12 protein-coding genes are annotated in these 12,240 nt (G+C 62.0%); 6 read left to right on the forward strand and 6 right to left on the reverse strand.

What is annotated here, in order from left to right:
- Positions 1 to 15: 15 nt before the first annotated feature.
- Entirely contained in the window at positions 16 to 1,146 is a 1,131-nt protein-coding gene (locus V5N12_RS09895) for an MFS transporter (protein ID WP_442904971.1), read from the reverse strand.
- A 181-nt stretch (positions 1,147 to 1,327) separates the two neighbouring features.
- Between V5N12_RS09895 and V5N12_RS09900 the strand changes: the two genes are divergently transcribed.
- The 3 genes from V5N12_RS09900 to V5N12_RS09910 are packed head-to-tail and all read left to right on the forward strand — an operon-like array spanning position 1,328 to position 3,340.
- Positions 1,328 to 2,401, forward strand: a complete 1,074-nt coding sequence (locus V5N12_RS09900; protein ID WP_332899003.1) for an NADH:flavin oxidoreductase/NADH oxidase — start codon at positions 1,328 to 1,330, stop codon at positions 2,399 to 2,401.
- A gap of 41 nt (positions 2,402 to 2,442) precedes the next feature.
- Positions 2,443 to 2,925 (forward strand): DUF4112 domain-containing protein, encoded by a 483-nt coding sequence (locus V5N12_RS09905; RefSeq protein WP_332899004.1) that lies wholly within the window; start codon positions 2,443 to 2,445, stop codon positions 2,923 to 2,925.
- A 43-nt stretch (positions 2,926 to 2,968) separates the two neighbouring features.
- Positions 2,969 to 3,340: a VOC family protein gene (locus V5N12_RS09910; protein WP_332899005.1), complete on the forward strand. Its 372-nt coding sequence runs from the start codon at positions 2,969 to 2,971 to the stop codon at positions 3,338 to 3,340.
- Positions 3,341 to 3,342: 2 nt separating this feature from the next.
- Here V5N12_RS09910 and V5N12_RS09915 read toward each other — a convergent pair whose 3' ends face one another.
- Complete coding sequence (locus tag V5N12_RS09915) at positions 3,343 to 3,627, reverse strand: DUF3006 domain-containing protein (protein WP_332899006.1); 285 nt, start codon at positions 3,625 to 3,627, stop codon at positions 3,343 to 3,345.
- Complete coding sequence (locus tag V5N12_RS09920; protein ID WP_332899007.1) at positions 3,627 to 5,018, reverse strand: lamin tail domain-containing protein; 1,392 nt, start codon at positions 5,016 to 5,018, stop codon at positions 3,627 to 3,629. The genes V5N12_RS09915 and V5N12_RS09920 overlap by 1 nt, the downstream gene beginning before the upstream one ends.
- Positions 5,019 to 5,131: 113 nt before the next feature.
- Here V5N12_RS09920 and V5N12_RS09925 point away from each other — a divergent pair, with 113 nt between their 5' ends.
- Positions 5,132 to 6,469: a glycerate kinase type-2 family protein gene (locus tag V5N12_RS09925; RefSeq protein WP_332899008.1), complete on the forward strand. Its 1,338-nt coding sequence runs from the start codon at positions 5,132 to 5,134 to the stop codon at positions 6,467 to 6,469.
- Here the strand turns inward: V5N12_RS09925 and V5N12_RS09930 are convergent.
- The 3 genes from V5N12_RS09930 to V5N12_RS09940 form a co-directional block, all read right to left on the reverse strand.
- On the reverse strand, positions 6,466 to 7,827 hold the full coding sequence (locus V5N12_RS09930; protein WP_332899009.1) for a GntP family permease: 1,362 nt from the start codon (positions 7,825 to 7,827) through the stop codon (positions 6,466 to 6,468). The genes V5N12_RS09925 and V5N12_RS09930 overlap by 4 nt on opposite strands.
- A 194-nt stretch (positions 7,828 to 8,021) precedes the next feature.
- Positions 8,022 to 8,402, reverse strand: a complete 381-nt coding sequence (locus tag V5N12_RS09935) for a hypothetical protein (protein ID WP_332899010.1) — start codon at positions 8,400 to 8,402, stop codon at positions 8,022 to 8,024.
- A gap of 38 nt (positions 8,403 to 8,440) precedes the next feature.
- Positions 8,441 to 10,327 carry an ABC transporter ATP-binding protein gene (locus V5N12_RS09940; RefSeq protein ID WP_332900089.1) on the reverse strand — a complete coding sequence of 629 codons (1,887 nt, stop codon included), beginning with the start codon at positions 10,325 to 10,327 and terminating at the stop codon, positions 8,441 to 8,443.
- A gap of 163 nt (positions 10,328 to 10,490) precedes the next feature.
- Here V5N12_RS09940 and lhgO point away from each other — a divergent pair, with 163 nt between their 5' ends.
- Together lhgO and V5N12_RS09950 are read left to right on the forward strand one after the other, a co-directional pair.
- Entirely contained in the window at positions 10,491 to 11,693 is a 1,203-nt protein-coding gene (gene lhgO, locus V5N12_RS09945; RefSeq protein WP_332899011.1) for an L-2-hydroxyglutarate oxidase, read from the forward strand.
- 108 nt (positions 11,694 to 11,801) lie between these two features.
- The gene (locus V5N12_RS09950; protein ID WP_332899012.1) at positions 11,802 to 12,227 is read left to right on the forward strand and encodes a hypothetical protein; all 426 of its coding nucleotides are present in this window, start codon (positions 11,802 to 11,804) and stop codon (positions 12,225 to 12,227) included.
- Positions 12,228 to 12,240 lie beyond the last annotated feature (13 nt).

The raw sequence follows: 12,240 nt of genomic DNA on the forward strand, positions 1-12,240 counted from the left end.
GCACATTTCCGGACGCTATTTTTCCCCACCCCAGTAGAGCAACGCCGCCGCGACGAGCAGACAGACGGCGTAGCCGCCGAACGCCGCCGCGTAGCTCGCGTAGGTCGCAACAATGCCGACGTACGCTGGGCCAACCGCATTGGCCATGAGAAACAGCGCGCGGGCCGCCCCGAGGTTTGCGCCCAGTTCGCCCTCTCGCGCTCCGTCCATGATTATCGCGTCTGCGAGCGGGAACTGTGTCTTGTAGCCAAGCGCCAACAGCGCGACGCTTCCGGCGATGACCGGCAGCGAGTTTGCAACGACGAGCAGCGTCATCGCCCCCGCCGCGAGTGTGAGTCCGACCATTGAGATTACTCGGCGTGGAAACCGGTCGCTGAGGCCGCCCGCGATTGGTTTGATTCCGATACCGACGAGGAAGACGATGGCGAACGTCGCGCTCGCGAGCGAGACGGGAAAGTCCTTTGCGTTGGTGAGGTACGTCGGAAAGAAGCTGATGAAGCCGCCGACCATGAAGTAAAACAGCGAGAAGGCAACGAGCGTGACTCGCTGGTGGGAACTTGCCACCAAGCCAGAGAAGGTCGCGGTGACGTTGAGGCGTTTCTCGCCAATGTTGTACTCCTCTGTCGTCCACGACCAGTACAGCAGCCCGAGCATCGCAAGCCCGATTGCTATGGGGAAAAACGGCGCGCGCCACGTCGCATACGTCAGCGCGAGGATGGCGATTCCGGAGGCGAGCAAGCCCCCGAGGTCGGTGCCCGCCGCATACACCCCGAGCGCCCGCCCGCGATTTGCGACGAACAGGTCCGAGACGAGCGCGCGCGAGGGGGTTGCGAACAGCCCCTTGCCGAACCCGATGAGAATTGAGGCGGCGAAAAACGCCGCCAGTCCGCCCGCGAGGCCGAACACCGTGAAGCCGACGACGAGGAGGCCGAGTCCGGGAAGGATGAGCGCGGTGCGACTCCACGTGTCCGAGTACGCCCCGCTCGGAAACTGGGCGACGCCGTACACGCCTTGAAACAGCGCGAGGGCGATGCCTGCCGTCGCCTCTGACATGTTGAGATCGATGAGAATCGCGGGTAAAAGCGGCGAGAGGAGGGTTCGACCAAGCTGGAGTAACGCCCAGCCAAGCGAGACGGTGAGGAGCATCCGACCAGCATACCCGCGAAAGAGGTGTTCGTCGGATGCCGATGTTCGTGGCACGCTACCATTTCTCTCCCCGACTTACCAGTGGGTTGTGATACCGGACAGGAACGCCTGCTCATTGCCCGAGTCGGCAAGCCCCTCCACCAAACGCGGCCCTATAAGGCAATCTACCCTACCTCCGGGTATGTCACACCTCTTTGCACCACTCACGCTCCGTGAAACCACGGCACGAAACCGCATTATGGTTTCACCGATGTGCCAGTATTCGTCCGAAGAAGACGGTCTCGCAACCGACTGGCACATGGTTCACCTCGGCAGCCGTGCGACCGGCGGAGCGGGCATCGTCATGACCGAAGCAACTGCCGTCTCCCCCGAGGGACGCATCTCACCGAACGACCTTGGCCTGTGGAGCGACGCCCACGCAGACGCCCTCGGGCCCGTCACCCAGTTTATCCGGTCGCAGGGCGCAGTGCCTGCCATCCAACTCGCCCACGCCGGGCGCAAAGGAAGCCACGCGCCGCCGTTCGAGGGCGGTCAGGGCCTCCAACCCGACGACGGTGGATGGGAGACGCTCGCACCGAGTGGCCCGTATCCGCGCGACGACGCACCGCTCGCCCGCGAGATGTCGGCCGACGACATCGAGGAGGTGAAAGCGCAGTTCGTCGAATCCGCACAACTCGCCCTCGACGCCGGATTCGACATCGCAGAGGTTCACTCCGCCCACGGCTATCTGCTCCACGAGTTCCTCTCGCCTGCGAGCAACGAGCGCGACGACGAGTACGGCGGGAGTTTCGAGAATCGGGTTCGCCTTACCCGTGAGGTAACCCGCGCCGTCCGCGAGGTTTGGCCCGACGACAAGCCACTGTTCGTGCGCATCTCTGCGACCGACTGGCTCCCTGACCGCGACTCGTGGACACTCGAAGACTCGGTGCGCCTCGCACCGCTGCTCGCAGCAGACGGCGCAGACCTCATTGACGTGAGCGCGGGCGGCCTGCACCCCGACCAACAGATTCCCCACACCGGCCCGAACTACCAAGTGCCGTTCGCAGAGCGCGTTGGCGAGGTCACCGACGCACTCATCGGCGCGGTTGGCGGCATTACGGATGCAAAACAAGCGGACGCGCTCATCAGAAACGGGCGGGCCGCCCTCGCCATCATCGGCCGTGAACACCTCCGCGACCCATACTTCGCACTCCACGCCGCAGAAGCACTCGGTGAGGAAGCCGACTGGCCGAAACAGTACCGCCGGGCCGTCTGAGCACAACAACACAGAAAGCCCCGGCCCGTGTTTTCCCGACCGTGAGACAAACGCCAGAGGAGCGCACCGAAGAACGACTCGACACGCTTCGCTCGCTGAGCACGCTGCTCGACAACTCGATTCGCGTTCCGGGGACGAACTACCGTATCGGCCTTGACCCAATCGTCGGCATGCTCCCGGTCGCAGGCGACCTCCCGACGACCGCGCTGTCCGTGTACATCGTCTTCGAAGCCGCCTCTATTGGCGTTCCTCGGGCGACGCTCTGGCGGATGGTCGTGAACCTCGTCATAGACGCGGTGTTCGGGTCGATTCCCGTGGTCGGTGACGTGTTCGACGCGGTGTGGAAGGCGAACGCGCGCAACGTCGCCCTGCTCGAAGCCCGGCGAGGCGACGCCACCGGCGCGGTCGCAGACGAACGCTATCTGTTGCTCGCAAGCGCTGGGCTCCTGTTCGTGCTCGTCGTCCTCGCGCTCGCGGTGGTGTCGCTCGTCTTCGTGCTCGCAAATCAGTTCGGTCTCCTGTAACGTCTGCGAGAGGGTTATTCTGAGTTCGCACCTACAGAGTGTGATGACACAAACCGGGAGTACAATCACCTGGTTCGAAATTCCAGTTCGGGACATACACCGAGCCGTGACGTTCTACACGACCGTTCTCGCCATCGACCTCCAAGTGACCACCCTGCGTGGGGTTCCCCACGCGCTGTTCCCCGATTCGGACGGCGTAAGCGGCGCGCTCACCCAGCGCAGATACGTAAAACCCGCAGAAAACGGCACTCGAATCTATCTGCACGTCGAGGGCGACATCAACGACGCGCTCTCGAAGGTCGAACACGCAGGCGGTCGCGTACTCACACCAAAGACCTCACTCGGCCACGAGGGCTTTTACGGCGTGTTACGCGACTCGGAAGGCAACGCCGTTGGGCTGCACTCGACGCGCTAGCGTCAGGGCTCTTTTGACTCGGGTGGTCGCTGTGCAAGCCGGTCGAAGCGGCTCTGGGCGTCCTCCATGCGTTCGTCGGTCGCCTCGCGGTCTGCCTTCACTGATGTTACCGTGCCACCTTCGAGGACGATGTGCACGACGAGATTCGCCTCACGCATCTCGAACGGGAGTTTCGACTCGTGGAGTACGAGTTCGTCCACGTCCTTCCCCGCTTCTTCGATGAGTAACACCGCGTGACCGTCTTCGATGCGGTCGATAACCGCGGTGTACGTGCCGTCTGTGACCATCAGTAAGTTACCTCCACTACGAGGGTACCTTCGTCGTCCGTGACAGTAACCGTATCGCCGTCGTTGTTCCACACCGGCCCCGACGCGTCCCAGTAGCGGTCGGTAGCCGAATCCGTCCCCGAACCGGTGTGAAGCGTCACCGTCGCACCGGGGTCGAGCGTCAGCTCGGAGAACGTGTACGTCTTGCCGGCTTCGTCGCGCACCGTCCACCCGGCCAGCGAAATCGAGTCACTGCCCGTGTTCTCAAAGACGAGATACTCGTCGTTCAGGTTCTCACCATCGCGGCCTGCGGCGTCCGCGTGCACCTGTTTCACGACGAACGAGACACCGCCATCGGGCGTGACCTCGGTGGTCGTCGGCGTTTCGCCCACTCCAGTCGTGCTCCCATCACGAACCACGAGGCGAGTTTGGACAGGCGCGTCCAGCCCGGGCGAGACGGGCGACGCTTTCCGCAGGTCGGCAGCGTCCGTCGGCGCGGCGCGCTGGGTTTTCACGGTGAACGCCGTGCCGTTGCTCTCCATGACGACGTTGCCGTGGGTCGCCGTCCAGAACGTCGTGATGTCGCGGGCGTCGAAGCGGTCGATAATTTCCTGATGTGGATGTCCGTAGCGCGAATCGTAATCGCTCGAAACCACCGCGACGACAGGCGTCCCCGCATCCAGTAGCTCGGGACTGTTGCTCGTCGAACTCCCGTGGTGACCTGCCTTCCACACCGTCACGTCGAGATTGTACGTTTCGACGAGATAGTCCTCGGCTTCGCGCTCTGCGTCGCCCGAGAGAAGGACGCTGTTCGCGCCGTGGGTGACCTTGAGCACGATACTGTTCTCGTTTCGGTCTTCATCCGCGAGGTAGCCCGCAGGCGGGCCGAGCACCGAAATTTCGACACCGACCATCGGAATCGTGTCGCCAGCCTGCGTCTGATACAGTGGAATCTCGTACTTTTCGACGGCGTCTAAGTAGCGCTCGTAAGTGGCCGTCGAAGCGACGATACCGGAGTCGTACACCGCACCGACTCCCCCGCCTTCGGTTTCGAAGTATTCGATGACTGCGGCGTTGCCACCGATGTGGTCTGCGTCCGCGTGCGTCGAGACGAGTGCGTCGAGGCGGGTGATTCCTTGGGCTTTGAGGTAGGCGATGACGTGCTCGCCGTCGTCTTTGAAATCGCCCGTATCGACGAGTACGGTTTCGCCCTCTGGGCCGACGATGAGCGTGCTATCACCTTGGCCGACGTTGAGATAGTGAATCGCGAGCGTGCCGCTCGCCGTCTGAACCGTGGTCGTCTCCGCTGTAGTGGGTGTGGCAGTCCCGTCTCCCCCACCAAGCCCGCCGAGACAACCGGCGAGAACGACGAGAAGCACGACCAGTCCGGTCGCAACCTGCGCGCGTTTCATCAATTTTTGTAGGTGTCGGGGCCTCATTATCCTTCGCGCGTGGTGGCCCCCTCGCGGGGACACAGAAACGCACATACAACTCCACGAAAAAAGGCACACAATCATGCTACGGAATGGGGGCACTCGTGTTCGATAATCGGTCGGCAGACGCCACGACACCGGCGCGAACCGTCGCACTAGACAGCCTCGAAGCGGGCATCGAAGCCGCCCACCCGCGCCGGGTCATCCGCGAATCGGTCTCACTCGACGGCGACGTGCTCACGATTGCCGGAGAGAGCTACGACCTCACCGACGTTGACGAACTCGTGGTGCTCGGCGGGGGCAACGCCGCCGCCCACGTCGCCGCGGCGCTCGAACCCATCGTGGGCGACCGACTCGCGGGGGGCGTCGTCGTCACCGACGACCCAACGGAAACCGACCGCGTGACCGTCCACCGCGGCGACCACCCTGTCCCGAGCCAGCGGGGCGTCGATGGTGCGACGGCTGTCCGTGAAGCGGCCGAAGCAGCTTCCGAATCGACGCTCGTCCTCGCGGTAATCACCGGCGGCGCGAGCGCCCTGCTTCCCGCACCCACAGCCGATATTTCGCTCGACGACCTGCAAGCGACCACGAACGCGCTGCTCGAATCGGGCGCGACCATCCACGAAATCAACGCCGTCAGAAAACATCTTTCAGCCCTGAAAGGCGGGCAACTCGCGCGCATCGCTGCGCCGGCGACCGTCGTCTCGCTCATCTTCTCGGACGTGGTCGGCAACGACCTCTCGGTTATCGGCAGCGGCCCGACGGTTCCCGATGAGTCCACCTACGCAGACGCGCTCACTGTCCTCTCCGCGTACGACGTGACGGTTCCTGATGCTGTCAAAACGCATCTCAAACGCGGCGCGAACGGCGACCTCGCGGAAACCCCGCGTGCGGGCGACTCGATTTTCGAGCGCGTCTCGAACCACATCCTCGCGGACAACTTCACTGCGCTCTCAGCCGCAAGCGACGTGGCCGAATCGCACGGTTTCACGCCGCTCATTCTCTCTTCGAGCGTTCGCGGTGAAGCGCGCGAAGCCGCCAAATCGCACGTCGCCGTAGCCGAAGAAGTGCTCGCCACCGGCAACCCACTTTCTGCGCCCGCCGTGCTTCTCGCAGGCGGCGAGTGTACCGTGACGGTTCGCGGCGATGGCGAGGGCGGCCCGAGCCAAGAGTTCTGCGTGAGCGCGGCGCTCGAACTCGATGACGAACGCATCACGGTTGCCGCGGTGGATTCAGACGGCATCGACGGCGCAACCGACGTTGCCGGGGCGATTGTCGATACAGGCACGATAACCGACCGCGCCGCTGGCGCGCGAGCGCTGCGTGAAAATGACGTGTATCCCCTGCTTGCCGAGGCAGGTGCGCACCTGCACTCCGGCGCGACGGGGACGAACGTAAACGACCTGCGAATCGTCGTCGTCGACGCTTAGAGCGCCACGGAGACGATATTTCTGAGCACGAGAATCCAGAGAATACTGGTCACCCCGAGCACGAGCGTCGCGAGCGTCCACGCCTGATACGCCGTGGCCGTCTTCATGTCGGTGAACTCCTTGATGATCCAGAAGTAGGAGTCGTTCGCGTGGCTCACGGTCATGCTCCCTGCGCCGATTGCGAGGACGGCGAACACGCGACCCCACGTCGAGGCGAGGCCGAGTTCCGGAAGCAGTGGCGCGATGAGGCCCGCCGTCGTGACGATAGAGACGGTCGAGGAACCAAGCGCCGACTTGAGCGCAGCGGCGATGATGAATGCGGCGACGAGGCCGATGCCGAGGCCGCCGAAGGTGTCGCCGATGAAGCCCTTGAGTGGGAGGGCGCTGAGCACCGAGCCGAACGCACCGCCCGCGCCGGTCACGGCGAGGATGATGGCAGCGTTCTTGATGCCGTCGCCAACCCACTCGCTTGTCACGTCTTCTGAGTAGTCGGGGACGACGGCGAACCCGACGAACGCACCGATGAGGAGCGCAACGGCCGGGTCACCGATGAACAGAAGCGCGGTCTGTGCGGCTCCCGTGACGAACGCCGGATTCTCGGCTTCCGGGTAGGCCGCAATGCTCCCGAGCGTGATGAGCACGATTGGGACGAGCAGTGGCGCAAACGACGCGGCCTTCGAGGGAAGCTGACCGTATTCGGCCTTGATGTCCTCGATGGTCATGTCCGGGTTCGGGTCGATGTGGTACTTCGAAGCGACCGTTGACGCCCACTTCGCGGCGACGAGCGTCACTGGAACCGAGACGATAATCCCGGCAATCATGACGAGTCCGATGTCCGCGCCGAGAATCCCGGCGGCGGCGATTGGGCCGGGCGTTGGCGGCACGAAGACGTGTGTGGCGTAGAGGCCGCCTGCGAGCGCCACGCCGAGCGTCGCAAGGGAGAGACTGGAACGCTCTGCGAGCGACCGGTTCAGCCCGGAGAGAATGATGAACCCGGAGTCACAGAACACGGGGATACTGACGACGCTGCCCGTGATGGCCATCACCGTCGTCGTGTGTTCCTCGCCGATGAGGTCCAAGATGCTCTCTGCGATGACGATTGCGGCACCCGTCCGTTCTAAGATGATGCCAATAATCGTCCCCGCGAGGATGACTATGCCAATATACGCGAGCACACCGCCGAAGCCGTCGGTGACGAGTGAGGCAACCTCGGTCGGGTCAAGTCCGGCGAGCAGTCCCGTCCCGTAGGCGGCGATGAGCAACGCGAGAAATGCGTGGAGGTTCAACTTGGCCGTCGCCAAAATGATGAAGGCGACTGCACCAAGGAGCAACAGTACCAATGGGAGTCCTTCTAGCATACACCAAAGCCTCAGTAACCGTCGGTATAAAATTTAATAATGAGAAATATGGCGAAAATATTGCGCGAATTTGTTGACAAACGTGAGTGTCTAGTCTGTCGACCACTCCATGGTGAGGTTTTCGACGATGAATTCAGTGTCGGCGTCTCAGATAATAGGTTTTATAATAATTTAAATATGTTTGTTGCCGACAGTTAGAACGTGTGCTCGTGATTCGCAGCGAACTCGACGATGCGCGATTTCGCGGTTTCGACCGTGTACGTCCCCCCGACGAGTCCGTCGAGAATCTCGCGGTGGAGCACGAGTTCGTCGCTCACTTGCTCGTTGTACCGCGCCATCTCTTCTAGGTGGGCGGCGACCGAGAGCGAGTCATCTGCGACGGCTTCGGGGTTGAGTGTGTCTGTTTCTTCGAGGCGCTGGCCGAGTTCGTCGAGCGTCGCATCCTGCTCGGTTCGAATCGCCTCGAGTTCGTCAAGCACGCTTGCTAAGTGTTCGATGCGGTCGGTGAGCACGACTGCGAGGTGTTCTACGTCGCCGGGTTCAATGGCAGAGACACGTCGCAGAAATTCGTCCATGAGTAGTGAGGGAGATGCAGGCAAAAAAGCGCGCTGCCTCAATTTTCCCAACCCGCGTCCGCTTCGGCAAACTCAGTCTCGGCAACTTCGGCGCGGCGACGAATCGCCCGTTCGATGAACTCCGGTGGTAAGTCGTCGATTTCACCCGCCTGCACCCGCCAGAGATTGGCGTAGAGGTCGTCGTTATCGATGAGGTCGCGGTGGGTGCCGCGTTCGACCACGCGGCCGTCGTCTAAGACGATGATTTCGTCTGCGTGTCGGATGGTCGAGAGGCGGTGGGCAATCGCAAACGTCGTCTTCTCTGCGGCGAGACGGTTCAGACTGCGCTGGATAAGGGCCTCCGTCTCCGTATCGACGTGGCTCGTCGCCTCATCTAAGATGAGCAGTGGCGGGTTTTTGAGAATCGTCCGGGCAATCGAGATGCGCTGGCGCTGGCCGCCCGAGAGTTTCACGCCGCGTTCGCCCACCATCGTGTCGTAACCATCGGGGAGGTTCATGATGAACTCGTGAGCCTCGGCGCGTTTTGCGGCGTCCACGATTTCCTCGTCTGTGGCGTCGAAGGTGCCGTAGGCGATGTTCTCCTTGACTGTCCCGTAAAACAAGAACGGGTCTTGGCTGACGTAGCCAATCGCCCGCCGAAGACTTTGCGTGTTCACCTCGTGGATGTCCGTGCCGTCGATGCGGATGGTCCCCTCGTCCGTGTCGTACATCCGGACGAGGAGTTTGAGGAGCGTCGATTTGCCCGCACCGGTCGGGCCGACGACGCCGAGCAACTGCCCGCGCGTGGCGGTGAGCGAGACGTTGTGCAACACCGGTTCGTCTGCTTTCGCGTAGCCAAAGGATACGTCGTCGTATTCGACCGTGCCCTCTGTGACGGTGAGGTCAGGAGCGTCCGACGATTCCATGTGCTTTGCCGTCTCGCCCATCAGCCCGAAGATGCGCGCGCTGCTCGCCTTTGCGCGCTGGTACATGTTGATGATTTGCCCGAACTGCGCCATCGGCCAGATGAACTGCTGGGTGTACACCATGAACGTCACGAACTGGCCCGCAGTCAGGGTTCCCGGCAGCCCCGCAGGTGCGCCGTTCAACACCCAGAAGCCGCCGACTGCGAAGGTGATGGCGAAGCCAATCCCGGTAATCACGCCGAGGCCGGGGAAGAAGACGATGCGCGTCGTGATGGCGTCCCAGTTGGTGTCGAAGTAGTGCTGTGAGGCCCCCTCGACGCGTTCGACTTCGTAAGACTCTGCGTTCTCCGTCTTGATGACCTGAATCCCGCCTATGTTGTTTTCGAGGCGGCTGTTTAACGCCCCGACGCTCGCGCGGACGGCGGCGTACTTCGGCTGAATCTTCTTGACGAACAAGTAGGTGAATACGGCGAGGACGGGCACGGGAAGCAACGCAACGAGCGCGAGCGGCCAGTTGATGGCGAACATGATGACGCCGATGCCGAGCACCATCACGCCAATGCGCAGCGCAGAGCTGATGCCCTCGTTCAAGAACGTCTCCAGTTGGTTCACGTCGTTGTTGAGAATCGAAAGCATCTCCCCAGTCTGCTTCTCGTCGAAAAAGCCCATGTCGAGCAGTTGCATCGTGTCGTAGGTGTCCACGCGCAGGGCGTGTTGTACGTGCTGGGCGAAGCTGTTCCAGCCCCAGTTTGCGAGCCACTGGAAGACGGCGCCGACGACGGTTGCTCCGGCGATGACGGCAATTGAGAGCCAGAGCAGGCCTGTGGGCGTCGATGGAACCCACGCCTGTGGGAGGAACGGAAGCGTGTACTCGCGCTGGCTCAGGAACACGGCGTCGATGGCGAGCCCGAGGACGAACGGCGAGATGAGGCCGACGCTGCGCGAGGTGAGCGTGCCGAAGACGCCGAGGATGGCCTGTGGAACCTGTTCCCTGCCGTACTCTGCGTACAGCCGCCACATGGGGTTCGTCTGCACCTGCGTGCGCAGCCGGGCGGCGCGTGTCGTGTCGGGTGGGTGCGGCTCAGTCACTTCCGTCTAGAGAGGCGCGGAATCGTTATCCCCTTGCCGCCGGGAAAGCGCCACACACAAACCGGCAGCCCACAGAGTGTGGTAGCAAGCACCTATGACCAGCCACGATGTCGCCGTCATCGGCGGTGGCTGCGTCGGGTTATCGGTCGCAAAGCACCTCGTCGCGCGCACCGAACTCGACGTCGCCGTCCTCGAAAAAGAGCATCACCTCGCTGCCCACCAGAGCGGTCGCAACTCGGGCGTCCTCCACCCGGGCTTTAACTACCCTCCAGAATCCAAAAAAGCCCGATTCGCTACCGAAGGCACCCGCCGGATGAAGGCCTACTGTGCAGAACACGACATCCCGTGTGACGAACTCGGCGTGCTCGTCGTCGCAACTACTGACGAAGAAGAACGCCGCCTCCACGACCTCGCAGACCAAGCCGAAGCGAACGGCGTCGAATGGGAACTCTTCGAATCGCAAGCTGAAATCCGCGAGCACGAACCCCACGCTGTCGGCCAAGCCGCCCTCTACGCCCCGGAAGCCGCCTCCGTCGATTCTCAACAGTACGTCTACACGCTCGCCCGCGAGGTGCAAAAGGCGGGTGTCTCGCTCTATCTCGGCCACGCTGTCTCGCAGGTTCGCCATACGGAAGCTGGCTACCGACTCACCACGTCGAACAGCACCATCGACGCCGACTATCTCGTGAACGCAGCAGGCCTCCACGCGGACACCCTCGCAAAGCAAGTTGGCGTCGGCGAGGAGTATCAGGTCGTCCCCTTCCGCGGCGAGTACTACGAACTCACCCCCGAGAAATCCCACCTCTGTCAGACGATGATTTACCCGACGCCCGACCCGGAGTTGCCGTTTCTTGGGGTTCACTACACCCGCCGGGCAGACGGGAAGGTCATCGTCGGTCCGAACGCCGTCCTCGCCTTTGGCCGCGAAGCCTACAAGAACACCCAGTTCGACCTTGCGGAACTCAAAGAGACACTGACCTACGAAGGATTCTTGAAACTCATCGCCTCGCCGATGATGCTCAAGGTGGCGTGGGAAGAGCTCAACAAATCCTACCGCAAGGAGAAGTTCGCAGAAGCCTCCCAAAAACTGGTTCCCGAGGTACGAGAAGCAGACCTGAACAAGAGCTATGCGGGCATTCGTGCCCAGCTCGTCACCGACGACGGCGAACTGGTCAAAGACCCACTGTTCATCGAAACCGAGGATGCCGTCCACATATTAAACGCCGTTTCTCCCGGCTTAACGTCCTCACTGCCGTTCGGTGAGGAGATTGCGAAAAAGCTAGAAGCGAAGGAGTGAACGACAGTCTCTGCAATTGACGATTAACGGCGAACACACCACACCGACTGCTCGTTTTTCAATTTATTACTTTACCGCCTGCCAGTAATCCGGTACTGAGGTTTTCAGATGAACCGTACGCTAGTTATCGCTGTTAGCTTCGTATTGCTCGTTTCCCTATCAGGTGTCGCTGTCGCGCATCCCGGACTCGGAATCTACAAAGACATCAATCGAGCGGAAGCGGACGGCTACGTCCAGATTTCTCCGTGTGTACCGGGCATGGGGTATCACTACGGAAAATTCGCTGAGATAGACGGTGACGTGAATACGGCCTCGCCAGAGGTACTCGTGTACGCATACAAAGACGGTGAACTCACGCTCGTCGCCGTCGAGTACATCGCAACTGAAGAGTTCAGACTCTACGGTAAGCACGCCCACCCATTCGACGTGATCCCGGGAACGTACGCGATTCACTCGTGGCTGTTCCTGCGGAACCCCGATGGGCTGACGACCGACTTCAACCCGCGGGTTGACGAGAACTGCAACGTCGTCTAACGCCGTCGCTATT

Source organism: Haladaptatus sp. CMSO5, from assembly GCF_036689885.1.
Taxonomy (GTDB): Archaea; Halobacteriota; Halobacteria; order Halobacteriales; family Halococcaceae; genus QDMS2.